The organism is Microbacterium sp. PA5 (assembly GCF_049860775.1).
Classification (GTDB): Bacteria; Actinomycetota; Actinomycetes; order Actinomycetales; family Microbacteriaceae; genus Microbacterium.
Genome location: NZ_CP187567.1, coordinates 1,582,479 through 1,607,562, shown reverse-complemented (window position 1 = coordinate 1,607,562; position 25,084 = coordinate 1,582,479). Strand labels below are relative to the sequence as shown.

Annotated in this window: 23 protein-coding genes and 2 tRNA genes; 12 read left to right on the top strand and 13 right to left on the bottom strand. The window is 70.8% G+C overall.

Annotation, left to right across the window (positions count from 1 at the left end; translation table 11 throughout):
• Nucleotides 1-36: 36 nt before the first annotated feature.
• The 10 genes from ACPWUT_RS07475 to ACPWUT_RS07430 form a co-directional block, all read right to left on the bottom strand.
• Nucleotides 37-1,722, bottom strand: coding sequence for an FAD-binding dehydrogenase (locus ACPWUT_RS07475; protein ID WP_425842135.1), 1,686 nt, complete (start codon nucleotides 1,720-1,722; stop codon nucleotides 37-39).
• Nucleotides 1,719-2,189 carry a globin gene (locus ACPWUT_RS07470; RefSeq protein WP_425842132.1) on the bottom strand — a complete coding sequence of 157 codons (471 nt, stop codon included), beginning with the start codon at nucleotides 2,187-2,189 and terminating at the stop codon, nucleotides 1,719-1,721. The genes ACPWUT_RS07475 and ACPWUT_RS07470 overlap by 4 nt, the downstream gene beginning before the upstream one ends.
• Nucleotides 2,186-3,277: a mechanosensitive ion channel family protein gene (locus ACPWUT_RS07465; protein ID WP_425842129.1), complete on the bottom strand. Its 1,092-nt coding sequence runs from the start codon at nucleotides 3,275-3,277 to the stop codon at nucleotides 2,186-2,188. The genes ACPWUT_RS07470 and ACPWUT_RS07465 overlap by 4 nt, the downstream gene beginning before the upstream one ends.
• 42 nt (nucleotides 3,278-3,319) lie before the next feature.
• Entirely contained in the window at nucleotides 3,320-3,991 is a 672-nt protein-coding gene (locus ACPWUT_RS07460; protein ID WP_284527343.1) for a response regulator, read from the bottom strand.
• Nucleotides 3,988-5,340 (bottom strand): sensor histidine kinase, encoded by a 1,353-nt coding sequence (locus ACPWUT_RS07455; protein WP_425842126.1) that lies wholly within the window; start codon nucleotides 5,338-5,340, stop codon nucleotides 3,988-3,990. The genes ACPWUT_RS07460 and ACPWUT_RS07455 overlap by 4 nt, the downstream gene beginning before the upstream one ends.
• A gap of 10 nt (nucleotides 5,341-5,350) precedes the next feature.
• A complete protein-coding gene (locus ACPWUT_RS07450) occupies nucleotides 5,351-6,172 on the bottom strand; it encodes an ABC transporter permease (protein WP_425842123.1) in 822 nt (273 codons plus the stop codon).
• Nucleotides 6,169-7,101 (bottom strand): ABC transporter ATP-binding protein, encoded by a 933-nt coding sequence (locus tag ACPWUT_RS07445; protein ID WP_284527340.1) that lies wholly within the window; start codon nucleotides 7,099-7,101, stop codon nucleotides 6,169-6,171. Before ACPWUT_RS07445 ends, ACPWUT_RS07450 begins: the two co-directional genes overlap by 4 nt.
• Nucleotides 7,102-7,209: 108 nt before the next feature.
• Nucleotides 7,210-9,750: an aminopeptidase N gene (pepN, locus tag ACPWUT_RS07440; RefSeq protein ID WP_425842120.1), complete on the bottom strand. Its 2,541-nt coding sequence runs from the start codon at nucleotides 9,748-9,750 to the stop codon at nucleotides 7,210-7,212.
• Nucleotides 9,751-9,821: 71 nt separating this feature from the next.
• A complete protein-coding gene (locus tag ACPWUT_RS07435; RefSeq protein WP_425842117.1) occupies nucleotides 9,822-11,510 on the bottom strand; it encodes a SulP family inorganic anion transporter in 1,689 nt (562 codons plus the stop codon).
• Entirely contained in the window at nucleotides 11,507-11,878 is a 372-nt protein-coding gene (locus tag ACPWUT_RS07430; protein ID WP_284527338.1) for an ArsR/SmtB family transcription factor, read from the bottom strand. The genes ACPWUT_RS07435 and ACPWUT_RS07430 overlap by 4 nt, the downstream gene beginning before the upstream one ends.
• Before the next feature lie 55 nt (nucleotides 11,879-11,933).
• Here ACPWUT_RS07430 and ACPWUT_RS07425 point away from each other — a divergent pair, with 55 nt between their 5' ends.
• Genes ACPWUT_RS07425 through ACPWUT_RS07410 form a run of 4 tightly spaced genes read left to right on the top strand, consistent with a single transcriptional unit; the run spans nucleotide 11,934 to nucleotide 15,576 of the window.
• Complete coding sequence (locus ACPWUT_RS07425) at nucleotides 11,934-12,422, top strand: ribose-5-phosphate isomerase (protein WP_284527337.1); 489 nt, start codon at nucleotides 11,934-11,936, stop codon at nucleotides 12,420-12,422.
• The gene (locus tag ACPWUT_RS07420) at nucleotides 12,422-13,417 is read left to right on the top strand and encodes an Fpg/Nei family DNA glycosylase (RefSeq protein WP_425842111.1); all 996 of its coding nucleotides are present in this window, start codon (nucleotides 12,422-12,424) and stop codon (nucleotides 13,415-13,417) included. Before ACPWUT_RS07425 ends, ACPWUT_RS07420 begins: the two co-directional genes overlap by 1 nt.
• A 15-nt stretch (nucleotides 13,418-13,432) precedes the next feature.
• Nucleotides 13,433-14,083, top strand: coding sequence for an FMN-binding negative transcriptional regulator (locus ACPWUT_RS07415; protein ID WP_425842108.1), 651 nt, complete (start codon nucleotides 13,433-13,435; stop codon nucleotides 14,081-14,083).
• The gene (locus tag ACPWUT_RS07410) at nucleotides 14,080-15,576 is read left to right on the top strand and encodes an amidohydrolase family protein (RefSeq protein ID WP_425842105.1); all 1,497 of its coding nucleotides are present in this window, start codon (nucleotides 14,080-14,082) and stop codon (nucleotides 15,574-15,576) included. Before ACPWUT_RS07415 ends, ACPWUT_RS07410 begins: the two co-directional genes overlap by 4 nt.
• 68 nt (nucleotides 15,577-15,644) lie before the next feature.
• Here ACPWUT_RS07410 and ACPWUT_RS07405 read toward each other — a convergent pair whose 3' ends face one another.
• Entirely contained in the window at nucleotides 15,645-16,127 is a 483-nt protein-coding gene (locus ACPWUT_RS07405; RefSeq protein WP_284527333.1) for a Dps family protein, read from the bottom strand.
• Nucleotides 16,128-16,275: 148 nt separating this feature from the next.
• Here ACPWUT_RS07405 and ACPWUT_RS07400 point away from each other — a divergent pair, with 148 nt between their 5' ends.
• Nucleotides 16,276-16,812 (top strand): gamma carbonic anhydrase family protein, encoded by a 537-nt coding sequence (locus tag ACPWUT_RS07400; RefSeq protein ID WP_425842101.1) that lies wholly within the window; start codon nucleotides 16,276-16,278, stop codon nucleotides 16,810-16,812.
• Nucleotides 16,813-16,827: 15 nt separating this feature from the next.
• On the opposite strand, the gene ACPWUT_RS07395 is transcribed toward ACPWUT_RS07400, so the two are convergent.
• Nucleotides 16,828-16,901: transfer RNA gene (locus tag ACPWUT_RS07395), tRNA-Gly, on the bottom strand.
• Between the two features lie 93 nt (nucleotides 16,902-16,994).
• Between ACPWUT_RS07395 and ACPWUT_RS07390 the strand changes: the two genes are divergently transcribed.
• The 7 genes from ACPWUT_RS07390 (at nucleotide 16,995) to ACPWUT_RS07360 (ending at nucleotide 23,023) form a co-directional block, all read left to right on the top strand.
• Nucleotides 16,995-17,071, top strand: a tRNA-Pro gene (locus tag ACPWUT_RS07390).
• Nucleotides 17,072-17,140: 69 nt separating this feature from the next.
• On the top strand, nucleotides 17,141-18,616 hold the full coding sequence (gene tig / locus ACPWUT_RS07385; RefSeq protein ID WP_425842098.1) for a trigger factor: 1,476 nt from the start codon (nucleotides 17,141-17,143) through the stop codon (nucleotides 18,614-18,616).
• 166 nt (nucleotides 18,617-18,782) lie between these two features.
• Nucleotides 18,783-19,367 carry an ATP-dependent Clp protease proteolytic subunit gene (locus ACPWUT_RS07380; protein ID WP_284527330.1) on the top strand — a complete coding sequence of 195 codons (585 nt, stop codon included), beginning with the start codon at nucleotides 18,783-18,785 and terminating at the stop codon, nucleotides 19,365-19,367.
• Nucleotides 19,368-19,385: 18 nt separating this feature from the next.
• Complete coding sequence (locus ACPWUT_RS07375; protein ID WP_284527329.1) at nucleotides 19,386-20,063, top strand: ATP-dependent Clp protease proteolytic subunit; 678 nt, start codon at nucleotides 19,386-19,388, stop codon at nucleotides 20,061-20,063.
• A 228-nt stretch (nucleotides 20,064-20,291) separates the two neighbouring features.
• A complete protein-coding gene (clpX, locus tag ACPWUT_RS07370; protein WP_284527328.1) occupies nucleotides 20,292-21,560 on the top strand; it encodes an ATP-dependent Clp protease ATP-binding subunit ClpX in 1,269 nt (422 codons plus the stop codon).
• Nucleotides 21,561-21,648: 88 nt separating this feature from the next.
• On the top strand, nucleotides 21,649-22,413 hold the full coding sequence (locus ACPWUT_RS07365) for a hypothetical protein (protein WP_425842093.1): 765 nt from the start codon (nucleotides 21,649-21,651) through the stop codon (nucleotides 22,411-22,413).
• A 58-nt stretch (nucleotides 22,414-22,471) separates the two neighbouring features.
• Nucleotides 22,472-23,023 (top strand): dihydrofolate reductase family protein, encoded by a 552-nt coding sequence (locus tag ACPWUT_RS07360; RefSeq protein WP_425842090.1) that lies wholly within the window; start codon nucleotides 22,472-22,474, stop codon nucleotides 23,021-23,023.
• On the opposite strand, the gene ACPWUT_RS07355 is transcribed toward ACPWUT_RS07360, so the two are convergent.
• A complete protein-coding gene (locus tag ACPWUT_RS07355) occupies nucleotides 23,020-25,074 on the bottom strand; it encodes a M3 family metallopeptidase (protein WP_425842087.1) in 2,055 nt (684 codons plus the stop codon). The genes ACPWUT_RS07360 and ACPWUT_RS07355 overlap by 4 nt on opposite strands.
• Between the last annotated feature and the right edge of the window lie 10 nt (nucleotides 25,075-25,084).

Genomic DNA, 25,084 nt, shown 5'->3' with positions numbered 1-25,084 from the left:
CGCCATCGGGTGGGCGTCGCGCGAGGCGCCGGCCGCCTAGACGGCCGCGGCCGCTGCCCGTCCCGCGACCCGGCCGGAGAAGAGGCAGCCGCCGACGAAGGTCCCCTCCAGGGCCCGGTAGCCGTGGACCCCGCCGCCGCCGAAGCCCGATGCCTCTCCGGCCGCGTAGAGCCCGGGGATGGGCTCGCCCTCCGCTCCGAGCGCCCGCCCGGACAGATCCGTCTCGATGCCGCCGAGCGACTTGCGGGTGAGAACATGCAGCTTGACGGCGATCAGCGGCCCCGCCGCAGGATCGAGGATGCGGTGCGGCTTGGCGGTGCGCACCAGTCGATCACCCCGGTAGGCGCGCGCCGAGCGCAGCATCGCGATCTGCGCGTCCTTCGTGAAGTCGTTGTCGATCTCGCGATCACGCGCGACGACTTCCCGGCGGACGCGCTCGGCGTCCAGAGCGTCGCCGCCGGGGAGTGCGCGCATGCCCGCGATGAGCTCGTCGAGGGTGCGCCGGACGACGAAGTCCGCCCCGTGGTCGAGGAAGGACTGGACCGGTCCTGACGCGCCCTTCCCCAGCCTCGACGAGAGCAGCAGGCGCACGTCCTTCTCGGTGAGATCGGGATTCTGCTCGCTCCCCGAGAGGGTGAACTCCTTCTCGACGATGGACTGCGACAGCACGAACCACGAGTGGTCATGGCCGGTCGCCCGCAGGTGCGCGAGGGTGCCGAGCGTGTCGAACCCGGGGAACAGCGGCACGGGGAGCCGTGCGCCTGTCGCGTCGAGCCAGATCGAGGACGGGCCGGGGAGGATGCGGATGCCATGGGTGGGCCAGATCGGATCCCAGTTCTGGATGCCCTCGACGTAGTGCCACATGCGGTCGCCGTTGATCAGACGTGCGCCGGCGGCGGCGGAGATCGGCTGCATGGAGCCGTCGACGTAGGCGGGCACACCGGACAGCATGGTGCCGGGAGGCGTGCCCAGACGCTCCGGCCACTGCGCGCGGACGAGATCGTGGTTTCCCCCGATGCCGCCGGAGCTCACCACGGTGGCCGCAGCGGAGATCTCGAAGGACCCGACGATCTCGCGCGAGGTCGCCTCTCCGCGCCGCGCGCCCGACGGAGCGAGCACGTCGCCCCGGGCGCCGGTGACCGCGCCGCCGTCGACCGTGAGCTGCGTGACCTTGTGGCGGGGGAGCACCGTGAGCCGCCCCGCGGTCTCGGCCTGCTCGACGGCCGCCTGGAACGGCGCCACCAGCCCCGGTCCCGTGCCCCAGGTGATGTGGAACCGCGGCACGGAGTTCCCCGGCCCGGTCGCCGTGTACCCGCCACGCTCGGCCCATCCGACGACGGGGAAGAACCCGACACCCTTCTCCCGCAGCCAGGCGCGCTTCTCCCCGTTCGCGAACTCCAGGTAGGCGTCGGCCCACCGGCGCGGCCACAGATCCTCGTCGCGGTCGAAGCCCGCGGTGCCGAACCAGTCCTGCCGGGCGAGTTCCAGGGAGTCGGTGATGCCCATCCGGCGCTGCTCGGGCGAGTCGACGAAGAACAGTCCGCCGAAGGACCAGAACGCCTGCCCGCCCAGGTTCGTGCGGGGCTCCTGATCGACGATCACCACCTGCTTGCCGGCGGCCACGGCCTCTCCCGCGGCCACGAGACCGGCCAGCCCCCAGCCGATCACCAGGACATCGGCCGAGTACCGCCCATCGGCGCCTGTGCCCGGGCGTGCTGTCATGACGACTCCTTCGTCGTGTCGGGATGGAGGGGAAGGGTGCCGGCGCCGCGCGCTCCCTGCGCGGGTCCGATCGCGGTCGGCTCGAAGGTGTTCACCATGGCGAACGCGGCCCGCTGCAGGTAATCCCACAGCGTCTCCTCGTGCAGCGGCGGGAGGGCGAGCTCCTCCACGGCTGTGCGCATGTGCGCCAGCCAGCGGTCGCGCGCGTCCGGGTTCACGTGGAACGGCAGATGACGCATGCGCAGCCGGGGGTGCCCGCGCCGCTCGCTGTAGGTGGACGGACCGCCCCAGTACTGCTCGAGGAAGAGTGTCAGGCGCTCGGCGGCAGGACCGAGGTCCTCCTCCGGATACATCGGCCGGAGCACCTCGTCGTCGGCGACGCCGCGGTAGAAGGCGTCGACGAGGCGCACGAAGGTCTCGTGGCCCCCGACCTCGTCGTAGAAGCTCAGACGCGCGTCGTCGCTCACGGTGTGTCGCTCTCGGTGGGCGCGGTCGCGCCGTCGTCCTTCGCGGCGGGTGCCGCGGAGCCCTTGCGCTTGGGGCGCCACACCGGCTTCGCGTCGGGCGTGCGCGCCTCGGCGCCGGCGACGGGGGTGGGCTTGGTCTTCGGCGGATTCGCGCCGCGGACCCGCTGGGCGCCCTCGAGGCCGCTGAGGGTGATCGAGTTCAGCTGCGGCAGCGTGATCCCCATCGCGTCGATCGCGCGCTTGAGGCGCATGCGGAGCTCACGTGCGACGTCGTCCTTGGCATTGGCCCGCGTCTTCATCACGAGACGGATGACGAGCGCATCGCCGGAGACCGACTCCAGCCCCCACAGCTCGGGCTGCTCGATGATGCGGGTGCGCCACTTCGGGTCTTTCGCGAGGCTCTTCGCCGAGTCGAGCATCGCCTTCTCGACGTCCTCGATCACCGCGTCGACGGGTACCGCGAGGTCGATGATGACCCGCGACCAGCCCTGCGACATGTTGCCGATCCGGGTGACCTCGCCGTTGCGGACGTACCAGAGCGTCCCGTTGACGTCGCGGACGTGGGTGATGCGCACACTGACGTACTCGACGATGCCGGTGGCGAGGCCGAGATCGACCACATCGCCGATCCCGATCTGATCCTCGGCGACGATGAAGATGCCGTTGAGCACATCCTTGACGATGTTCTGCGCGCCGAATCCGAGCCCCGCACCGATGGCCGCGGAGAGGAGGGCGAACGAGCCGAGCACATCCGGATTGATGACCTGGACGCACAGGATCACGGCGATGATGACGATCGTCACGTTGACGATGTTCTGGAGGATCGTCCCCAGCGTGCGGGTGCGCTGGACGAGCCGCACCTGGGCGAGGGGCGATGCCTCGATCGCGCGGGTGTCGTCGACGTTGGCCTTGGACTTGGCGCCGGCGACGATCCGTCGCACGACACGGCGGATCACGATGCGCAGCAGCCAGGAGAGCAGCACCGCGCCGACGACGATCGCGGCGATCCCCGCGGCGCGGAGGCCGACCTGGGTCGCGATCCTGCCGAGCTCGGTCCAGATGCCCGGGTCTGCTGCGTCGAGTATCATCGCTCCGATCCTAGCCAGCGCCACCGGCCCGACGCTGCGGGGTCAGTCCGCGTCGCGCCGCACGCCCGCGTGCCCCCACCGGTGAGCGAGGATGACCGCCTGGATGCGGTCCCGGGCGCCGAGCTTCGCCAGCACGCGACCGACATGGGTCTTCACGGTCGATTCCCCGAGGTAGAGCTCGGCGGCGATCTCGGCGTTCGTCAGTCCCCGGCCCATCGCGACGAACACGTCGCGCTCGCGCTCGGTCAGCGAGGCGGCCGGATCGGGACCGATCGGCGCCGTGTCGATGTGTCCGAGCCTGTCGATGACGCGCCTGGTCACCCGTGGCGACAGCACCGCATCGCCGCGATGCACGGCGCGCACCGCTCCGATGAGCTCCGCACGCTGGGCGTCCTTCAGCAGGAAACCGCTCGCGCCCGCATCCAGCGCCCCGAACGCGTATTCGTCGAGATCGAAGGTGGTGAGGACGATCACTCGGCTGTCGGGCACGGCATCCCGCAGTCGTGCGGTCGCCTCGATGCCGTCGGTGCGCGGCATGCGCACGTCCATCAGCACGACGTCGGGATGCAGGCGCACGGCCTCGCGCAGGGCCTCCTCTCCATCACCGGCTTCTCCGACGACGACGAGGTCGGGCTCCGCCTCCAGGACGAGCCGGAAGCCGACGCGGATGAGCTCCTGGTCGTCGACGAGCAGGATGCGAACCGTGTCTGTCATGGTCTCTCCGCGGGTGAGGGGGAATCGGGCGACGAAGGCCCGCCGGGAGGGAGGGCCCCGGGGGATGCCGCGGGATCGGCAGGGCCGTCGTCGAGGGTGAGGACGTCGTCCGGCTCGTCGTCGGCGCAGGGGATCTCCGCGATCAGCTGCCAGGTGCCTGCGCCGACGCGGCCCGCGGTGAGTGTGCCGCCGACCAGGGCGATCCGCTCGCGCAGGCCGCGCAGGCCGTAGCCGCCGGCCGTGGGCGCTTCGACGACGCCGTCGTTGCGCACCTCCGCCCGCACGTCACGGTCTCGGACGGTGACGCTCACATCGATCGACGTGGCGGCCGGAGCGTGCCGCATCGCGTTGGTGAGCCCCTCCTGCACCACCCGTCCGACGGCGAAGCGCACCTGCCAGGGGAGCGCGCGGGAAGCGGTGCGGGTTGTGGCCGTGCGGAGGGTGACGGGGAACCCCGCGCCGCGCGCCGACTCGACCGCACTCGCGACGAGGTCCTCGTCGGCCGGCAGCAGCGGCGCGTCCCCTCCGGAATCATCGCGCAGCACCCCGAGCATGGAGCGCATCTCACGAAGGGCGCTGCGCGCGGTCTGGGCGGCCTGCGCCGTGGCGGCACGGGCCCGGTCGACATCGGGCGTCGCCGAGGCGCCCTCGGTGAGGGCGACGATGACGGTGAGGGAGTGGGACACGATGTCGTGCATCTCCCGCGCGATGCGGGCGCGCTCGGCGGCCGCGGCGATCCGTCCCTGCTGATCGCGCTCCCGCAGGAGCTGGCGGGAGCGGTCGATGATCGCTTCGACATAGCGCTTCCGGCCGCCGACGTTCACGCCGATCAGGGTGCCCACCAGCGACAGCATGAGCTCGCTGACGACGCTGTTGAGGGCGACCGAGAGATCGATCACGCCGGTGAGGGTGAGCCCGCCCGCCAGGGCTGCGAGGGAGCCGATGCCGATCCCGAAGCCGAGCCAGGCGTCGCGCGACGACCGGTAGACCGCCAGCGCATAGCTCGTGAACAGCAGCAGCACGGAGCCGATCGGCGTCGGTGCGAACAGGAAGGCGCCGGCGAGCACGTAGGAGGCGATGAACACGGTGAGCGGCCACTGCCGGCGGCGCAGCAGCAGACCGCAGGCGACGACCGTCAGCACGACCAGCGGCAGGCCCGCGGGGTGCGGCGACCCGCCGGACTCGCGGAACGTGGATGCGGGGGTGAGCGTCAGCAGCAGCGCGAGCAGGGCCAGCAGGACGTCGGCGAGGACGGGGTGACGGGACCAGAAGCGGCGGATCGCCCCGGGCGGACGCGGCAGCCGCAGGTCGTCCTCCAGCGGAGGCGCACTGCGGCTGCGCGTCGACACGGCCTCGACTCTACGCGTCACGCGTGCGCAGGACCGCCCATGCGCCGAGCAGCCCGGCGACGACCCAGGCGATGATCGCGATCAGCGCCGGCACGGTGTCCTCCGCGCCCACGCTCGTGAGCGTCTGCGAGGCGTTCATCGGAAGGTACTGGCCGAGGTCGGTGACCCATTCCCATGCCGTCCCGAACATCGAGAACAGGCTCACGACGATCGGGGCGACGAACAGCAGGCCGACGGTCGCCGCGATGGCGCCCGCGCCGTTGCGGATGATGAAGCCGAAGCTCACGCCCAGCAGGGCGAACGCCGTCATCGACAGCACGCCGTACCCGATCGGCACCGTCGACGACGCGGGGTCGCTCCAGTCGATCTGGGTGCTCAGCAGGCCCGACGTCGCCACGACCGCGAGGCCGAAGATGGCCGCAGAGGCCACGGCGAGGAAGACGCCCATGACGAGCGCCTTGGCCGCCAGGACGACCCCGCGCTGCGGCACAGCCGTCAGGGTGGAGCGGATCATCCCGGTCGAGTACTCGCCGGTCACGGCGATCGCCCCCAGGATGCCGGCGACGAGCATCGTGAACTGCATCGGCGCCACGATCGCCAGGACCGGGGGGAACCCGGGGCCGAAATCGGCCGAGGCCGCGGCCATGAGCAGGGAGATCCCCACCGACAGCACGGCGGCGACGCCGATCGACCACCAGGTCGAGCGCAGCGAGAACAGCTTGATCGCCTCGCTGCGCACCACCCGGGCGAAGGTGAGGCGGGCACGGGCGCCCGCGGGAGCCGGCGCGGCGACGGGGGACCGGGTCTCTGTGGTGACGGTGGTGGCGGTCATGACTGCTCCTGGTGCGGGTCGGTGACGTCGGCGGTGCGGTACTCGACGGCATCGCCGGTGAGCGCGAGATACGCGTCCTCCAGGGAGCCGGCCGTGGGGGTGAGTTCGTGGAGAGGAATGCCGGCGGCCGCGGCGGTGTCGCCGATCGCCGCCGCAGTGACGCCTTCGACGTGGAGCACGCCGGTCTCCGGCGTGGTGACGGTGACGCCGGCGGTCGACAGCGCCTCGACGAGCTCGGAGGGGCGCGGCGTGCGAACGAGGACGGTGGTCGCCGTCCATGCGGCCACCAGTTCGTCGAGGGGCGCGTCGGCGAGCACGCGGCCGCGACCGAGCACGATGACGTGATCGGCGGTGAGGGACATCTCGCTCATGAGGTGGCTGGACAGCAGCACCGTGCGTCCCTGGGCGGCCTGGTAGCGGACGAACTGGCGCACCCAGCGCACGCCCTCGGGGTCGAGTCCGTTGACCGGCTCGTCGAGGATCAGCGTCTGCGGATCGCCGAGGAGGGCGGCGGCGATTCCCAGCCGCTGTCCCATGCCGAGCGAGAACTTGCCGGCGCGACGCCGCGCCACCGAGCCGATCCCGGTGAGGTCGATGACCTCGTCGACGCGCGACTTCGGGAGCCCGTGGGTCGCTGCGATCGCGCGCAGGTGCGAGCGGGCACTGCGTCCCGTGTGCACGGCCTTCGCGTCCAGCAGCACACCCACCTCCGTGAGCGGTGCGCGGGAGGTGCGATACGGCGCCCCATTGACGGTCACGTGACCGGCGGTCGGACGATCCAGGCCCACGATCATGCGCATCGTGGTGGACTTGCCCGCGCCGTTGGGTCCGAGGAACCCGGTGACCTTCCCGGGCTGGACGGTGAACGAGACATCGGACACGGCTGCCGTGTCCCCGAATCTCTTGGTGAGGCCTTCTGCGACGATCATGCTTCGACGCTACGGCGCACCGCGGGCACGGCGCATCCGCCGGAGGTACCGGAAAGCCGACGAGGGCCTCCCCCCGCAGGGGGACGCCCTCGTCGTCGTGGCGCGGGACTACTGCGCGTCGCGCTCCTGAACGGCCAGCGCGCGCTCGACGCCGGCGAGGTTCTCGTTGACGAGGCGCCGCAGGGCGGGCGCCGCGTCCCGATTCGCCTCGAGCCACCGCCGGGTCGCGTCGCGCAGGGCGGTGTTCGCGAGGGGGGCGGGGTAGAGGCCGGTGATGAGGTAGTTCGCGATCTGGTACGTGCGCGACTCCCAGATCGGGATCAGCATCTCGAAGTACGCGTCGACGAACGCCGTGAGCGACTCGACGCCGGCGGGGTGGACGAATCCGAGCGCGGCCGAGCGCACGACGGTGTTCGGAAGGTCGGGCGAATCGACCAGGGACGACCACGCGACGCGCTTCGCCTCCACCGTCGGCAGCGCGGCCCGCGCCTGAGCGGCGAACTCGCCGCCCTTGGCCGTGTTGTCGGCCGCGAGGGCCGCGTCGATGTCCGACGCGTCGACCGCGCCCGCCGCCGCGAGGGACACCAGCAGGGCCCAGGACAGGTCGGCGTCGATGGTGAGACCGTCGAGCACCGTCTCGCCGTCGCGCAGGGCGCGCACCTGCTCCGCGTGGGCGGGGGTGGCCGCGGCCGAGGCGAACGCCGTCACGAACTGCAGCTGGCTGTCGCTGCCCTCCTCGGCGTCCTGCGCCAGTCGCCACAGCGCGTCGGCGACCTTCGCGCGGGTCGCCTCGCGCTTGTCGGGCGCGACATACGCGTTCGCGGCGAGCTGCAGCTGCGCGAGCGTGGTGCGGACGGTGGTCGACTCGGTCTCGGCGCCGATGTTGCGCAGGACCAGATCGACGTAGTCGGACGCGGACGCCTCGGCGTCGCGGGTCTGATCCCAGGCGGCGCCCCACACGAGCGAGCGCGCAAGCGGGTCGCTGATCTTGCCGAGGTGCGCGATGGCCGTCTGCAGCGAGGTGTCGTCGAGGCGGATCTTGGCGTAGGCGAGGTCGCCGTCGTTGAGAAGCACGAGGTCGGGGCGGCGGATGCCCGTGAGCTCGGGGACCTCGGTGAGGTCGCCGTCCACGTCGATCTCCACGTGGTGCGTGCGCACGAGGTCGCCCTGGAGCGTGTAGAAGCCGACCCCGAGGCGGTGCGGGCGGATCGTCGGGTAGTCCGCCGGCGCCGTCTGGACGATGGCGAACCGCGTGATCGTCCCGGTGCCGTCCACCTTGATCTCTGGCGAGAGCGTGTTGACGCCGGCGGTCTCGAGCCACTTGCGCGACCACGTGGTCAGCTCGCGGCCGCTCGTGGCCTCGAGCTCGACGAGCAGGTCGGACAGCTCCGTGTTGCCCCAGGCGTGCTTCTGGAAGTACGCGGCCACTCCGGCGAAGAACTCCTCGATGCCGACCCACGCCGCGAGCTGCTTGAGGACCGAGCCGCCCTTGGCGTAGGTGATGCCGTCGAAGTTCACCTGCACGTCTTCGAGGTCGTTGATCTCGGCGACGACGGGATGGGTGGAGGGGAGCTGGTCCTGACGGTAGGCCCAGGTCTTCTCCATCGCGTTGAAGGTCGTCCACGCCTCGGTCCACTCGGTGGCCTCGGCCGTGGCGATCGTCGACGCCCACTCGGCGAAGGACTCGTTGAGCCACAGATCGTTCCACCACTTCATCGTGACGAGGTCGCCGAACCACATGTGGGCGAGCTCGTGGAGGATCGTGACCACGCGGCGCTCCTTGACCGCGTCGGTGACCTTGCTGCGGAACACGTAGGTCTCGGTGAAGGTCACCGCACCCGCGTTCTCCATCGCCCCCGCGTTGAACTCGGGGACGAAGAGCTGGTCGTACTTCGCGAACGGGTACGGAACCTGGAACTTCTCCTCGAAGTAGGCGAAGCCCTGACGGGTCTTGTCGAAGATGTAGTCGGCGTCGAGGTGCTGCCACAGGCTCTTGCGGCCGTACACGCCGAGGGGGATCACGCGGCCGGACGCGCTCGTCAGCTCCGAGAACGTCGCCTCGTACGGACCCGCGACGAGGGCGGTGATGTACGACGAGATGCGCGGCGTCGGCTCGAACGTCCACGTCGACGTGCCCTCGCCCGCCGGGACGGGCTCCGGGGTGGGGGAGTTGGAGACGACCTTCCACGCAGAGGGCGCGGTGACCGTGAACTGGAACGTCGCCTTGAGGTCGGGCTGCTCGAACACCGCGAACACACGGCGGGAGTCGGGCACCTCGAACTGCGAGTACAGGTACACCTCGCCGTCGACGGGGTCGACGAAGCGGTGGAGGCCTTCTCCGGTGTTCGTGTAGAGGCAGTCGGCATCGACGATCAGCTCGTTGTCGGCGGCGAGACCGTCGAGCGCGATGCGGGAATCGGCGAACGCCGAGGGGTCGATCGTGCGTCCGTTGAGCGTGATCTCGTGGACGGTGCGCGCGATGAGGTCCACGAACGTCGAGGCGCCCTCGGTGGCGGCGAAGCGGATCACCGCCCGCGAGCGGAACACCTCCGGTCCGGTCGTCAGGTCGAGGGCGACCTCGTACGACACCGTGTCGACGAGGGTGCGGCGCTCCTGCGCCTCGCTGCGAGTGAGGTTCTCTCCAGGCACGTGTGTGTCTCCCAAGGGTGAGGGTGGATGCCAGGGCAGGCGCTGCTGGCGCCGGCGGCAACCTGATAAGCCTACGCGGACGCCGCCTCCCGCCGCACATGGCTGCGGGCATGCGCGATCGCGTCGGGGAGGGAGGTGAAGAGATGACGGTGGTGGCGCAGCGAGGCGAGCACCCCCACGGTGCGGAAGAGACCCTCGTGGCGCGGCTGCACTCCCTTGATGAGCACCGTGACGCCGCGGCGCTCCAGCAGCTGCACGATGTCGCCGAGGATCCGTGCGCCGGTCGCATCGACGACCTCGAGCTGGCTCATCCGCAGGATCACCACCGAGACCCCGCCCACCGCCCGCATCTGCTCGAACACGCGGTCGGCGGCCGCGAACAGCAGGGGACCGTCGAACCGCATCACCGCGATCCTCTCGTCGCCGGGCAGCGCGTCGCCCGCGAGCTCCTCCCGGTGGACGCCGGAGGCGCGCGACATGCTGCGAAGCGCCACGACGCCGGCCAGCACCATGCCGATGACGACCGCGACGATGAGATCGAAGGCGACGGTGATGGTCGCCGTGACGACGAAGGCGACGGCATCCGCGCGTGTGGACGAGACGATCGCGCGCACCGTGCCGCCGTGCACCATGCGCACCGCCGTGACCATCAGCACCCCCGCCAGCGCAGCCAGGGGGATCTGGCCCACGGGCCCCGAGACGAGCAGCACGATCAGCAGCAGCACGACGGCGTGGAAGGCGGCGGCCACCCGGCTGCGCGCGCCCGACCTCACGTTCACCGCCGTGCGCGCGATCGCGCCCGTCGCCGGCATCCCGCCGAACAGCGCCGCGCCGACGGAGGCGAGTCCCTGACCGACCAGCTCGCGGTCGGGGTCGTACGGCCCGGTGTCGGCCATCGACGCCGCGACGCGGGCCGAGAGCAGGGACTCGATGGCCGCGAGGGCCGCCACGGTCGCCGCCGGGACGAGCAGCTGCGGGAGGAGGGCCGGATCGACGGCGGGCACCGACGGCGCCGGCAGCGCTCCAGGCAGGGCGCCGATCACGGCGAGCGGCGTGGGTGCCAGGGAGACGAGGATCGTGACGACCACGATGGCGATGAGCGACCCCGGGACGGCCGGGTGGATCCGGGGGGCGATCCACATGATCGCCGCGACGATCGCTGCGGCGGCGACCGCCCACGGCACGTAGCCGGCATCCAGGTCGCGGAGCGCCTGGAATGCGGCGACGATCGCGTTGGCGCTGTGCGCGCCGGCCGGCGAAGGATGCGCCGAGGCGAGGCTCGGCACCTGCTGGAAGAAGATGATGACCGCGATGCCGAGCGTGAAGCCCTCGATCACCGGCCATGGGATGACCGAGACCGCCCGGCCGAGCCGCAGCACGCCCGCGGCAGCCACCATCGCGCCGGCGAGAAGGGTCACCACGACCACGGAGCCCGGTCCGTGCGCCGCGACGATCGGCACGAGGACGACCACCATCGCCCCCGTCGGTCCGGATACCTGCACGGGCGACCCGCCGAACACGGCCGCCACGATCCCCGCGACGATCGCGGTGACCAGCCCTGCCTCGGGACTCAGTCCGGTGCTCGCGCCGAACCCGAGTGCCAGCGGAAGCGCGACGATGCCGACGGTGAGGCCCGCAAGGAGGTCGCCACGCCAGGTGCGCCGGAGCCCGGCGTAATCGCCCCGCGACGGCAGCAGGGCGCGCCCACGCGCCGCCGCCCGGACCCACGAGGAGCCCGCAGGGATCGGCGCATCCGTCATCCGACGGGTCCGTCGCCGATGGTCGGGAGCGTGCGCGCGTCGTCGAGCAGCGTCCGCTCCTCGACGAGGACGCCGATCAGCAGCTCGCGCGCCGTCGCCAGCAATCGTGCGACCGCGGGGTCGGCGAGCCGGTAGTACACGTGCCGCGCCCGGCGCTCGCTGAGCACGAGCCGATGGCGCCGGAGCACCGCGAGGTGCTGCGACAGGTGCGAAGGCTCCAGACCGGTCTCCTCCTGCAGCGAGGCGACGGTGACCTCCGGTGCCGCGGCGAGCAGCTCCAGCAGCCGGATGCGGAACGGGTGCGCCAGGCCTTTGAAGAGGTTCGCCTTGACCTCGTACAGCGGACGCTGCCGCGGAGTTAGTGACATGATGGAATCATCATATCGGCGACTGAGCCCCTCTCCGCGCTCCTAGGATGGAGCCATGCGCATCCACATCGCCACCGATCACGCGGGGCTCGAGTTCTCGACGCAGCTGCAGCACCACCTGGCCGCGCAGGGGCACGACGTCGTCGACCACGGGCCGATCGAGTTCGATCCGCTCGATGACTATCCCGCGTTCTGCATCCGGGCCGCCGAGGCGGTCGTGCGCGATCAGACGGCGGGCGTCGAGACCCTGGGAGTGGTGTTCGGCGGCTCGGGCAACGGCGAGCAGATCGCCGCCAACAAGGTCCGCGGCGTGCGCGCCGCCCTGGTGTGGAACCTCGCGACGGCGGAGCTCGCTCGTGAGCACAACGATGCGAACGTCATCGCCATCGGTGCGCGTCAGCACACGTTCGACGAGGCTGTTTCGTTCATCGACCGCTTCATCGCGACGCCGTTCCCCGGCGAGGAGCGCCACGCGCGCCGCATCGCGCAGCTCGCGGCGTACGAGACCGACGGGACCCTCGCTCCCGACCCCCGCGCGGTCTGATGCCCGAGGGGCATTCGGTCCACCGCATCGCGCGTCAGTTCGATCGGAACATCGTCGGTCAGCGCGTCGGCGCGTCCAGTCCGCAGGGCCGCTTCTCGGAGGGTGCCGCGATCATCGACGGCCGGACCGCCACCCGGGTGCGCGCGGTCGGCAAGCAGATGTTCCTCGAGTTCGACGACGACCTGTGGCTGCGCGTGCACCTGGGGATGTACGGCGCGTGGGACTTCGCCGGGGAGATCCTCGTGGATCCGACCATCGCGTCGGCCAACGGACGCATGGGGCAGACGAACCAGCGCGGGACCGACCTCGACCCCGTCTTCGACGCGGCCGGCGAGAACTCGCTGAGCTCCATCGGCGCCCCGCGGCGTGCGCGCGTCCATGTGCGGATGAGCGAGCAGACGACGGGGCTCGCCGACGAGGCCGGAACGTGGCCGCCGCCCGTGGTCGGCCAGGTCCGCCTGCGCCTGCTGACCGAGGTGACGTGCGCCGACCTCCGGGGCCCCACGGCGTGCGAGCTGCAGACCCCCGACGAGGTGCAGGCCACGATCGCCAAGCTGGGCCCGGATCCGCTGGTCGACGGCGTCGCCGAGGGCGAGGAGCGCTTCGTCGCCGTCGTCCGGCGCACGCCGACGCCCATCGGGCTCCTCCTCATGGACCAGAACGTCGTGAGCGGGATCGGCAACGTCTATCGTGCGGAGCTGCTGTTCCGTGCCCGGCTGGACCCCCACACGCCCGGACGCGACGTTCCCGAGGAGACGGTGCGCCAGCTGTGGCGGGACTGGGTGCGCCTGCTCGCCATCGGCGTCGAGACCGGGCAGATGATGACCATGGACGACCTCGACCCCGAGGCCTACCGGCGCGCCATGGCGAGCCGCGACGATCGCCATTGGGTCTATCACCGCGCCGGGCTGCCCTGCCGGGTGTGCGGCACCGCGATCGTGCTCGAGGAGATGGGTGCGCGCAAGCTGTACTGGTGCCCGTCCTGCCAGCGATGAACCCGTGAGGATGACATGAGACAGAACCCCAGCTTCGCGATGACCGACGTGGCCGAGCTCCGCCGTGTGATCGCCGATCATCCCTGGGTGACGCTGGTGAGCGACACGGCCGATGGGCTCGTCGCCTCGCACTACGCCGTGCTCCTCGACGAGGACCGCGACGACCTCACGATCGTGGGGCACGTCGGCAAGCCCGACGATCTGATCCACGGCCTGGGGGAGCGTGAGCTCCTGGTGGTCGTGCAGGGGCCCCACGGCTACATCTCCCCGGGCTGGTACCCGCCCGGTCCCGAGGTTCCGACGTGGAACTTCGTCTCGGTGCACCTGGCCGGGGTGCCGGAGATCCTGACGGCGGAGGAGAACCTCGTCGTGCTGGATCGACTCGTCGCCCACTTCGAGAGGTCGATGCCGGGCCCGCGGCTGCTGTGGGAGCCGCCCAACGACCCGGAGTACGTCCGACGCCTCGAGCGCGGGACCGTGGGCTTCCGCCTGACCCCGACCAGGGTGGTGGCCAAGCGCAAGCTCAGCCAGAACCGCCCCGACGAAGTCGTGGACACGATCGTGCAAGAGCTGGAGGCGGGCGCGAGCCCCTATGCCGACCCGCGGCTGGCCGGCGAGATGCGCCGCGCGCACGACGCGCTGCGCGAGGCGCGGAGCGCGCGATGAGCCTCGCGCGGGGCGACGAGCCCGCGGTCATCGCCGGGGTGCGCCTGACCGGCGCCGATCGTCTGGACCCCTTCGGCGACGACCCCGTCGACGTGCACCTGCGCCACGGCGGGATCGTGGACATCGCGCCGGCAGGCGCTCTCCCGCGCGCGGGCCGCGTGCTGGACGCCTCTGGAATGTGGCTCATCCCGGGCCTGTGGGACCACCACGTCCACACGGTCCAGTGGGCGCTCGTGGCGCAGCGCCAGGACCTCGGTGCGGCGCGCAGCGCCGCCGAGGCTGCGGCTCTCATGGCGTCGGCAGACGTACTGGGCGACGGACGGAAGGTGGGCACCGGCTTCCGCGATGCGCTCTGGCCGGACGCGATGACGCTGGAGGTCCTCGACGCCGTCACCGGCGAGGTGCCGACGTATCTCATCAACGCCGATGTCCACAGCGTGTGGCTGAACTCGGCGGCGCTCCGTCGAGAGGGCTTCTCCGCGCCGGACGGGGTGCTGCGCGAGGAGCCGGCCTTCGAGATCTCGCGGCGACTGAACGCGGCAGACCCCGCCGTCGGCGACGCGCTCGTCGCGCGGGCGCTCGGCGAGGCCGCGTCCCGCGGCATCGTCGGCGTGGTCGATCTCGACATGGCCTGGAACGCCGAGGCGTGGGCTCGTCGCCTCTCCGCGGGTTTCGACGCGACACGCGTCTCGTTCGGCGTCTATCCGGCACTGCTGGAACGCGCGATCGGCGAGGGGCTGGAGACCGGCGACGCGCTCGATCCCGCAGGGCTCGTGCGCATGGGGCCGTTCAAGGTCATCACGGACGGCTCGCTGGGCACGCGCACCGCGGCGTGCTCGCACGCCTACCCGGGCGATCCCCACAACCACGGTGTCCTCACGGTGCCGCCGCACGAGCTCCAGGAGCTCATGACCCGCGCCACGGGAGCGGGTCTCGCCTGCGCGGTGCACGCCATCGGCGACCTCGCGAACACCCATGCCCTCGATGCGTTCGCGGCCACGGGCGCCCACGGCACGATCGAGCATGCCCAGCTGGTTGCCCACGCCGACCTCGCACGGTTCGCGCGACTCGGGGTCGGAGCGAGCGTCCAGCCCGAGCATGCGATCGACGACCGGGACATGACGGACTCGATCTGGGCCGAGCAGACCGCCCTGCCGTACCCGCTGCGCGCCCTCGCCGACGCCGGGGCGAACCTCCTGTTCGGGTCCGACGCCCCCGTCTCACCGCTGGATCCGTGGGCGGCGATGGCGGCCGCCGTGCACCGCACGCGCGATGGGAGGCCGGCCTGGCGCCCCGAGCAGGGACTCGACGCGGCGACGGCCCTGGCAGCGTCCACCGAGGGCGGGTCCGCGACGGGGAGCGCGCTCCAGCCGGGCATGGTGGCCGACCTCGCCGTCATCGACCGCGACCCGCTCACCGCCGGCGAGCCGGAGATGCGCGGCATCCGCGTCGCGGCCACGCTGCTCTCGGGCCGCCTGACCCACCTGGGCTGACGCACTCGCACGCAGATATGACGAAGGCCCCGGGAGTTCGCATCCCGGGGCCTTCGCGGTCGTTCAGATCACTCCGCGATGTGCGCGAAGAGGAACCAGCGGTCCTTGTCGAGGCCGGCCTTGATCGCGATCGCGACGTCCTGGCTGGTGAGATCGGTCTCGTCGAGCCCGTCGATGGCCGCCTGCACGTCGACGAGCACGCTGTCGATGTCGGTGATGACGGCCTTGATCTCGTCCTGCCACGGGGCGAACCCGGCGGGCACCGACGTCGAGGTCTTCTCGGCGACCGTCGACACGCGGGCGTCGATCGGCAGCCCGAGGGCGACGATCCGCTCGGCGGCCAGGTCGGCCGACGCCTGCGCGTTGGCGACGAGCGTGTCGAGCAGCTCGTGGATGGCGATGAAGTTGCTGCCGCGCACGTTCCAGTGCGCCTGCTTGCCGTTGACGGCGAGGGCCTGGAGCCCGAGCACGACAGGGCTCAGGAGCTGAGCGGTGCTGGTGGCAGCCTCGGTGCCGGCGATGGTCGCGGGAATGGTGTTCGTCTTGGTCATGTCAGTCTTCGCCTCCGTATGCGCAGGTCTCGCCTGCTCTGAAGCAAACGCTACTCGGCGTCAGGCATTCCGCAAGCAAGAGAAGGCTCGTCTTACCGCGTGTTTCCGCGGGTGTGGCGGGCGCATGCCGGTGTGTAGGGTCGCAGGCATGACCGTCTCCGCCGATGCCCGCGTCCTCTCGGTGTCCGGGCGTGCGCCGGCGCTCGATGCGAGCGCCTTCGTCGCCGCCGGAGCACGCATCGTCGGCGACGTCACCCTCGCCCCGGGCTCGAGCGTCTGGTACAACGCGGTGCTCCGAGGCGACAGCGCCGCGATCGTCCTCGGCGAGGGCAGCAATCTGCAGGACAACGTGACGGTCCACGTCGACGCCGGTCACCCGGCCCTCATCGGCGCCGACGTCTCGGTCGGACACAACGCCGTCGTCCACGGCTGCACCATCGGCGACGGGACGCTCATCGGCATGGGGAGCGTCATCCTCTCGGGCGCCCGCGTCGGCGCCGGCTGCCTCGTGGCCGGGGGAGCGGTGGTGCTGGAGGGGATGGAGATCCCCGACGGCTCGCTCGTCGCGGGCGTGCCGGCGAAGGTGCGGCGCGCGCTCACGGACGAGGAACGCGCGGGCATCCTCCGCAATGCGCAGCTGTACCGGCAGCATGCGGTGAACCACGCGGCGGCCGAGCCCGCCTGAGGACGGGGAACGGTGTGGAGGGGATGACGGGAATCGAACCCGCACCATCAGTTTGGAAGACTGAGGCTCTACCATTGAGCTACATCCCCGAGGTCGCCATGACGGCGCCTCGAAAGAGTGTACAGGGCGATGTCGGCTAGACTTGCCACGGCCGTTTTCGGCGCATGTGGATATGCGCGCCCCGGGGCGTAGCTCAGCTTGGTAGAGCGCCCGCTTTGGGAGCGGGAGGCCGCAGGTTCAAATCCTGTCGCCCCGACCACGGCCCCCAGAACCCAGATCACCAACGGACGCGCACGCGTGCGGCCGGACATGAGGAGAACGAACAGGCATGGTCACGAGCACCGTAGAGAAGCTCAGCCCGACGCGGGTGAAGCTGCACATCACGGTCACCCCCGACGAGCTGAAGCCCAGCATCGCGCACGCCTACGAGCACATCGCTCAGGACGTGCAGATCCCCGGCTTCCGCAAGGGCAAGGTGCCCGCGCCGATCATCGACCAGCGCGTCGGCCGCGGCGCCGTCATCGAGCACGCGGTCAGCGAGGGCCTCGACGGCTTCTACCGCGAAGCCGTCGCCGCCAACGACGTCCGCACCGTCGGCCGCCCGGCCGCCGAGGTCATCGACTGGCCGAGCGACAAGGACTTCTCCGGCGACCTCAAGGTCGAGGTCGAGGTCGACGTGCGCCCCGAGTTCGACCTGCCCGACCTGGACGGCATCACGCTCGAGGTCGACGCCGTCGAGACCGACGACGCCGCCGTGGAGGCCGAGCTCGACCGCCTGCGCGGCCGCTTCGGCACGCTCGTGACGGTCGACCGCCCCGCCGCCACCGGCGACTTCGTCGAGCTCGACCTCATCGCCACGATCGACGGCAACCAGATCGACCGTGCCGAGGGCGTCTCGTACGAGGTGGGCTCGGGCGAACTGCTCGAGGGCATCGACGAGGCCGTCGAGTCGCTCACCGCGGGGGAGGAGACCACGTTCCGCTCGAAGCTCGTCGGCGGCGACCACGCCGGCGAGGAGGCCGAGGTCGCCGTGACGGTGAAGTCCGTCAAGGAGCGCGAGCTGGCTGAGGCCGACGACGACTTCGCCCAGATCGCCAGCGAGTTCGACACCATCGCCGAGCTGCGCGAGAGCATCGCCGCTCGCCTCTCGGAGCAGTCGGTGTACGTGCAGGGCGCGGCCGCCCGCGACAAGCTCGTCGACGCGCTGATCGAGAAGGTCGACATCCCCGTCCCGGCTCAGCTCGTCGAGGACGAGGTGCACCAGCACCTCGAGGGCGAAGGCCGCCTCGAGGACGACGTGCACCGCGCCGAGGTGACCGAGGCGAGCCAGAAGCAGTTCCGCACCCAGATGATCCTCGACAAGCTCGCCGAGAGCAGCAACGTCCAGGTCTCGCAGGACGAGCTCACGCAGTACCTCATCCAGTCCGCCGCGCAGTACGGCATGGCTCCGCAGGAGTTCGTCGACGCACTGCAGCAGGGCGGCCAGCTGCCGCTGATGGTCGGCGAGGTGGCCCGCAACAAGGCCCTCGCGATCGCCCTCGGCAAGGTCAAGGTCGTCGACACGAACGGCAAGGCCGTGGACCTGACCGGTTTCGTCGCCACGGACGAGGACGAGACCGAGGCCCCCGAGGCGCCGGCTGAGGACAAGCCCGCCAAGAAGGCTCCGGCCAAGAAGGCTGCCGCGAAGAAGGCTGCCGAGCCCGCCGACGCCGAGAGCGCCGAGGACGAGGCTCCGGCCAAGAAGGCCCCCGCGAAGAAGGCCCCCGCCAAGAAGCCGGCGGCGAAGAAGGCCGACGCGGAGTAACTCTGCCGCCCCACGAGGGGGTCGCGTGCCACGGCATGCGGCCCCCTCGTCGTTCCCGCAGGCGTCCGTCGCCGGCCGCACTATGCCGACGGCGAACACGGGCGGGTCGGTCCCGGCGCGTCGGTAGATTCGATGGCGAACGGACAACCCGGAATCAGGAGCATCCATGGCTGAACCACTTGTCGCGACGAGCGTCTTCGACAGGCTGTTGAAAGACCGCATCATCTGGCTCGGGTCGGAGGTGCGCGATGAGAACGCCAACGAGATCTGCGCGAAGATCCTCCTCCTCGCCGCTGAAGACAGCGAGAAGGACATCTACCTCTACATCAACTCGCCCGGCGGCTCGATCACCGCGGGCATGGCGATCTACGACACGATGCAGTTCGTGCCGAACGACATCGTCACCGTCGGCATCGGCATGGCCGCCTCCATGGGGCAGCTGCTGCTGACGGCGGGCACCAAGGGCAAGCGGTACATCACGCCGAACGCCCGCGTGCTGCTCCACCAGCCCCACGGCGGGTTCGGCGGCACGTCGAGCGACATCCAGACGCAGGCCCAGCTGATTCTGGACATGAAGAAGCGACTCGCCGAGATCACCGCCGCGCAGACCGGGAAGTCGGTCGAACAGGTCAACGCCGACGGCGACCGCGACCGCTGGTTCACAGCCGAGGAGGCCCTGGAGTACGGCTTCGTCGACCACATCCGAGAGTCCGCTGCCGATGTCATCGGCGGCGGCGGCACCGAGAACTGAGACCGGAGGACACCCAGAATGAACACCCCGACCTTCGGCCTCCCGGCGCACTCGACCCAGGGCGTGCAGCTGCCGCAGAGCCGCTACATCCTGCCCCAGTTCGAGGAGCGCACGGCCTACGGCTACAAGCGCCAGGACCCGTACAACAAGCTGTTCGAGGACCGCGTCATCTTCCTCGGCGTCCAGGTGGACGACGCGTCCGCCGATGACGTGATGGCCCAGCTGCTCGTCCTCGAGTCGCAGGACCCCGACCGCGACATCATCATGTACATCAACTCGCCCGGTGGATCTTTCACCGCGATGACGGCGATCTACGACACCATGCAGTACGTGTCGCCCGAGATCCAGACGGTCGTGCTCGGCCAGGCGGCCTCGGCTGCCTCCGTGCTGCTGGCCGCAGGTGCCCCGGGCAAGCGTCTGGCGCTGCCCAACGCGCGCATCCTGATGCACCAGCCCGCCGTCGGCGAGGCCGGTCACGGGCAGGCGTCGGACATCGAGATCCAGGCTGCGGAGATCCTCCGCATGCGCACGTGGCTCGAGGAGACGATGGCGCGGCACACGAACAAGACGCAGGCCGAGGTGAACAAGGACATCGATCGCGACAAGATCCTCTCGGCGGCGGAGGCCCTCGAGTACGGCATCGTCGACCAGGTGCTCACATCGCGCAAGCGGACGCCGGCGGCGATCACCGCCTGACCTCGCGATCGCTCGACGCATCGCTCGACACGAAGGGCCCCGGCTTTCCCGGCCGGGGCCCTTCGCTGCGTCTGCGAGAGATCGTCCGGGCGGTCTCCGGAGGGCGCGCAGGCGGCGAATTCTACGCCGGAGATCACGGATCGACACAGGGGGCCCGAAATCCGCCGGGTTGTCTGTGGCAGAGGTTAGGCTCGAAGCGGTTCTGTGAGATCCCTGAGGAGGAGCGCCATGGCCCGCATCGGTGAGAGCGCCGACCTGTTCAAGTGCTCCTTCTGCGGCAAGAGCCAGAAGCAGGTGCAGCAGCTGATCGCCGGTCCCGGCGTGTACATCTGCGACGAGTGCGTCGAGCTGTGCAACGAGATCATCGAAGAGCGCATGGCGGAGTCCGGTGACGGCGTCGTCGCCGACTTCGATCTGCCGAAGCCCCGCGAGATCTTCTCGTTCCTCGCCGAGTACGTGGTGGGCCAGGATCCCGCCAAGCGCGCCCTCGCCGTCGCCGTCTACAACCACTACAAGCGCGTCCGCGCGCACTCGACGCTGCAGCCGGCCGAGCAGCGCGCCGACGAGGTGGAGATCGCCAAGAGCAACATCCTGCTCCTCGGGCCCACGGGATGCGGCAAGACCTATCTCGCCCAGACGCTCGCCAAGCGACTGAACGTGCCGTTCGCCGTTGCCGACGCCACCGCCCTCACCGAGGCGGGGTACGTCGGCGAGGACGTGGAGAACATCCTTCTCAAGCTCCTGCAGGCGGCCGACTTCGACGTCAAGCGGGCCGAGACCGGCATCATCTACATCGACGAGGTCGACAAGATCGCCCGCAAGGCCGAGAACCCCTCGATCACCCGCGACGTGTCGGGCGAGGGCGTGCAGCAGGCGCTCCTGAAGATCCTCGAGGGAACGGTCGCCTCCGTGCCGCCGCAGGGCGGGCGCAAGCACCCGCACCAGGAGTTCATCCAGATCGACACGACGAACGTCCTGTTCATCGTCGCAGGCGCCTTCGCCGGGCTCGAGGACATCATCTCCTCGCGCGTCGGAAAGCATGGCGTCGGATTCGGCGCCCCGCTGCACGAGAAGGGCAAGGACCTCGATCTGTTCAGCGAGGTGCAGCCCGAGGATCTCCACAAGTTCGGCCTGATCCCCGAGTTCATCGGACGCCTCCCGGTCGTCACGAACGTCTCGCCGCTCGACCAGACCGCCTTGATCGAGATCCTCACCGGTCCGAAGAACGCCTTCGTGAAGCAGTATCAGCGGATGTTCCAGCTCGACGGGGTGGAACTGGAGTTCGAGGACGAGGCCCTGCGTGCCATCGCCGACCTCGCAGTCGCCCGCAAGACCGGCGCGCGTGGCCTGCGGGCGATCCTCGAAGACGTGCTGGGACCGATCATGTTCGAGATCCCCTCGGCCGAGGACGTCGACAAGGTCATCGTCACCCGCGCCGCCGTCACCGAGGGCGCCCCTCCGACGCTGGTCCTGCGACAGAAGCGCAAGAGCGCCTGATCGGGTGAGCGAGCCGGGCCCGCCCGCGCGCGCCGATATGCGGCGTGCGGTCGGAAGCCTGGTCGTCGCCGCGGTGACACTTGCGGGCGTGGTGCTGGTCGTCATCCTGGTCGGCGTGCTCGCCGCGCCCGTCGCTCTGTTCTCCGTGTTCGGGGCGGTTCTGGGACCGGGCGACGGGAACCGCATCGCGCTCGACATCGTCGAGCGGTCGGTGGCGGCACGAGTCGACCGGCTCGGCTACTGGCATGAGCAGACGGATGCCGAGACCGTCGCCGCAGAGAGACTCTCCGGCACGTTCGGCGCGGCCGAGTTCACGCCGATCGCCTGGTCGGGGCGCGTGGCGCTCGGACAGGCCGCGACGGTCGACGTGCTCGTGCGCTCGCGCGTGGACGCTCGCGCGCCGGCCACCTTCGGCGAACGCGGCACGACGGCCGGGTCGGCAGCCGCCTGCTACCGGTTCACGTTCCCGAGCACGGACTTCGTCGGAGCGGATCCCATCGACTGTCCTCCCGGCCTCGCCGCGGCGACGCTGCCCACACCCACGCCCACGGTGCCGCCTCGACTCCCGGACGACGCCCGCGAGGTCATCGCCGACATCCTCACCGACCCATCGGCGGAGACGGCCGAGCAGTCCCTGCGCTCCGCCTTCCCCGCGACCGTCTTCACCGTGGAGCTGGTGACCACAGGAGCCGGGGAGCGGGTCGTGGCCGTCGGCGCACCGGCGAGCAACGACTGCATCCTCATCGTCGAGCGCGACGACGGCACCCTCGACGAGCCGGGGTTCGATCCGGTCTGGATCCTCCCGGGCGAGACGGGGTGCGCGACGAGCCTGTACACCGACCCGCCGCTGTGACCGCCTCGCGCAGCGGACGCACGGGTCCATGTCGGCGCCAGGCCCTAGGTTCTTTCGCATGTCCCGCATCATCTTCGACACCGCCACCTCGCTGAACGGCTGGATCGCCGACGAGGACGATTCGCTGGCGTGGCTCTTCGCGGTCGAGGGCGGCACGAGCCCCGACCCCGAGGTGCTGCCGACCAACGCCGGCGTGCTGGTCGAGGGCTCGACGACCTATGAGTGGGTCCTCGCGGAGTCCGACATCCTGGCGCACCCCGAGAAGTGGCGGGAGTTCCACGGCGACCGGCCGACGTTCGTCTTCACCACGCGGGATCTCCCCGTTCCCGAGGGGGCCGACGTCCGCTTCGTCTCGGGTCCCGTCGCCGCCGTCCTGCCCGAGATCCGCGCCGCCGCGGGCGGGACGGACATCTGGGTCGTCGGCGGCGGCGATCTCGCGGGCCAGTTCCTCGATGCCGGCGCGCTCGACGAGATCGCCGTGTCGGTCGCTCCGGTGCTGCTCACCGGGGGAGCGCCGCTGCTTCCCCGGCGCGCCGAAGCCGACCGCCTGCGCCTGGTGTCGGCCAGGGCGGTCGGTCAGTTCGCGCGGTTGGTCTACGCGGTCGGCTAGCCCGTGAGCCCGCGTCGGGCCAGCAGGGGCTCGATCGCGGCGTCCGCACCCCGGAAGTCGCGGTACGCCTCCAGCGGGTCCTTCGAACCGCCGACGCCGAGCAGCAGATTTCGGAAGCGATCGCCGTTGGCGCGCGTCAGGCCGCCGTTCTCGCGGAACCACTCGACGGTGTCCGCATCGAGGACCTCGCTCCAGATGTACGAGTAGTACCCGGCGCTGTAGCCGCCGGAGAAGACGTGGGCGAAGTAGGTGGACGAGTACCGGGTGGGGACGACGGGGTTGTCGAGCCCGACGTCGGCCAGCGCCGCCGCCTCGAAGGCGGCGACGTCGATGTCGCCGGCGGCCGCCTCGGCATCGAGCGAGTGCCAGGCCTGGTCGAGCCAGGCGGCGGCGAGATACTCGCTGGTCGCGAATCCCTGGTTGAACGTCTCCGAGGCGAGGAGCTTGGCGACGACCTCGCTCGGGAGGGGCTCCCCGGTCTCGACGTGACGCGCGTACGACGCCAGGATCTCCGGCCAGTAGATCCACATCTCGTTGACCTGGCTCGGGAACTCGACGAAGTCGCGGAACACGTTCGTGCCCGCGAAGTGCGGGTAGGTGACGGTGGCGAAGAGCCCGTGCAGGGCGTGGCCGAACTCGTGGAAGAGCGTCGTCACCTCGTCGAGGGTGAGGAGCGTCGGCTGCCCCGGCGCGGGCTTGGGGACGTTGAGGTTGTTCACGACGATGGGCTGCGTGCCGCGGAGCCGCGACTGCGACACGATCGAGTTCATCCACGCTCCACCGCGCTTGGTGTCGCGGGTGTAGAGGTCCAGGACGAAGAGTCCCAGCGCGCTGCCGTCCTCATTGTGGATCTCGAAGACGCGCGCATCGGGGTGGTAGGCGGGCAGGTCGGGTCGTTCGGTGAATGCGATCCCGTAGAGCTCGCTCGCCGCGCGGAACACGCCGTCCTGGAGGACGCGCTCGGCCTCGAACCACGGACGCAACGCGGTGCGGTCGAGGTCGTACTCGGCCTGCCGCACGCGCTCGGTGTAGAACGCCCAGTCATGCGCCTCCAGTGCGAAGGAGTCGCCGTCCGCGTCCACGATGGCCTGCAGTGCCTGCTGCTCCCGGCGCGCGTTCGCGGCCGCCGGAGCGGCCAGGCGACGGAGAAGGGCGTGGACGGCCTCCGGCGAGCCGGCTGTCTCATCGCTCGTGACGTAGGCGGCGTGCGTGTCGTAGCCCAGCAGCGCGGCGCGCTCCGCCCGGAGGCGGACGATCTCGCGGAGCACGTCGCGGTTGTCGTGGGCGTTGCCGCGCGAGCCCCGCGACCGGGAGGCCTCCAGCAGGCGCCGACGGCTGGAGCGGTCGGTGAGGGTGGCGAGGTAGGGGTGGCCGGTGAAGAGGGTGAGCGTCACGACGTAGCGGCCGTCGAGGCCGCGGTCGGCCGCGTTGCGCGCAGCCGCCGACAGCTCGCCCTCGGTGAGCCCGTCGAGCTCGTCCGCGGACTCGAACACGACCGCGAGATCGTTGGTGTCTGCCAGCAGGTTCTTCTCGAATGTGGTCGTGAGCACGGACAGCCGCTGGTTCAGCTCGGTGAGCGCCGCCTTCTGGTCGTCGTCGAGCCCGGCGCCCGCATGCGTCATCTCGCGGAAGTGGCGCTCGACGAGATACCGCTCCTCCGAGCCGAGGTCGAGGGAATCGAGCTGATCGTGGAGCGTCTTGATCCGCCAGTAGAGCTGACCGTCGAGCTGGATGGCGTCCTGGTGCGCGGACATCAGCGGAGCGAGTTCCTCTTCGATCGCCTGGATGTCGGCCGTGGCGTCGGCGGAGGACACCGTGTAGAAGGTGCGGGCCACCCGTCCGAGCAGATCGCCCGCGCGCTCCAGCGGCACCATCGTGTTCTCGAAGGTCGGCATCGAGCGCACGCGGGTGATCGCGGCGACCTCGTCGCGATGCTCGGCGAAGGCGCGGGCGAAGGCGGGCAGGTAGTGCTCGGGGCGGATGTCGCGGTAGTCGGGCAGGCCGTAGGGGAGCGTCGAATCGGTCAGCAGCGGGTTCACGTCGTCCGTCATGTCCCCAGCG

Excerpts from the sequence above, each read along its gene's own strand:
- ACPWUT_RS07425 (WP_284527337.1), top strand. The coding sequence starts at position 11,934 with ATGCGCATCCACATCGCCACCGATCACGCGGGGCTCGAGTTCTCGACG.
- ACPWUT_RS07465 (WP_425842129.1), bottom strand. The coding sequence starts at position 3,277 with ATGATACTCGACGCAGCAGACCCGGGCATCTGGACCGAGCTCGGCAGG.
- ACPWUT_RS07360 (WP_425842090.1), top strand. The coding sequence starts at position 22,472 with ATGTCCCGCATCATCTTCGACACCGCCACCTCGCTGAACGGCTGGATC.
- ACPWUT_RS07430 (WP_284527338.1), bottom strand. The coding sequence starts at position 11,878 with ATGTCACTAACTCCGCGGCAGCGTCCGCTGTACGAGGTCAAGGCGAAC.
- ACPWUT_RS07400 (WP_425842101.1), top strand. The coding sequence starts at position 16,276 with ATGACCGTCTCCGCCGATGCCCGCGTCCTCTCGGTGTCCGGGCGTGCG.
- ACPWUT_RS07415 (WP_425842108.1), top strand. The coding sequence starts at position 13,433 with ATGAGACAGAACCCCAGCTTCGCGATGACCGACGTGGCCGAGCTCCGC.
- ACPWUT_RS07435 (WP_425842117.1), bottom strand. The coding sequence starts at position 11,510 with ATGACGGATGCGCCGATCCCTGCGGGCTCCTCGTGGGTCCGGGCGGCG.
- ACPWUT_RS07405 (WP_284527333.1), bottom strand. The coding sequence starts at position 16,127 with ATGACCAAGACGAACACCATTCCCGCGACCATCGCCGGCACCGAGGCT.
- ACPWUT_RS07375 (WP_284527329.1), top strand. The coding sequence starts at position 19,386 with ATGAACACCCCGACCTTCGGCCTCCCGGCGCACTCGACCCAGGGCGTG.
- ACPWUT_RS07445 (WP_284527340.1), bottom strand. The coding sequence starts at position 7,101 with ATGATCGTCGCAGAAGGCCTCACCAAGAGATTCGGGGACACGGCAGCC.
- ACPWUT_RS07410 (WP_425842105.1), top strand. The coding sequence starts at position 14,080 with ATGAGCCTCGCGCGGGGCGACGAGCCCGCGGTCATCGCCGGGGTGCGC.
- ACPWUT_RS07380 (WP_284527330.1), top strand. The coding sequence starts at position 18,783 with ATGGCTGAACCACTTGTCGCGACGAGCGTCTTCGACAGGCTGTTGAAA.
- ACPWUT_RS07355 (WP_425842087.1), bottom strand. The coding sequence starts at position 25,074 with ATGACGGACGACGTGAACCCGCTGCTGACCGATTCGACGCTCCCCTAC.
- ACPWUT_RS07420 (WP_425842111.1), top strand. The coding sequence starts at position 12,422 with ATGCCCGAGGGGCATTCGGTCCACCGCATCGCGCGTCAGTTCGATCGG.
- clpX (WP_284527328.1), top strand. The coding sequence starts at position 20,292 with ATGGCCCGCATCGGTGAGAGCGCCGACCTGTTCAAGTGCTCCTTCTGC.
- ACPWUT_RS07475 (WP_425842135.1), bottom strand. The coding sequence starts at position 1,722 with ATGACAGCACGCCCGGGCACAGGCGCCGATGGGCGGTACTCGGCCGAT.
- tig (WP_425842098.1), top strand. The coding sequence starts at position 17,141 with ATGGTCACGAGCACCGTAGAGAAGCTCAGCCCGACGCGGGTGAAGCTG.
- ACPWUT_RS07460 (WP_284527343.1), bottom strand. The coding sequence starts at position 3,991 with ATGACAGACACGGTTCGCATCCTGCTCGTCGACGACCAGGAGCTCATC.
- ACPWUT_RS07450 (WP_425842123.1), bottom strand. The coding sequence starts at position 6,172 with ATGACCGCCACCACCGTCACCACAGAGACCCGGTCCCCCGTCGCCGCG.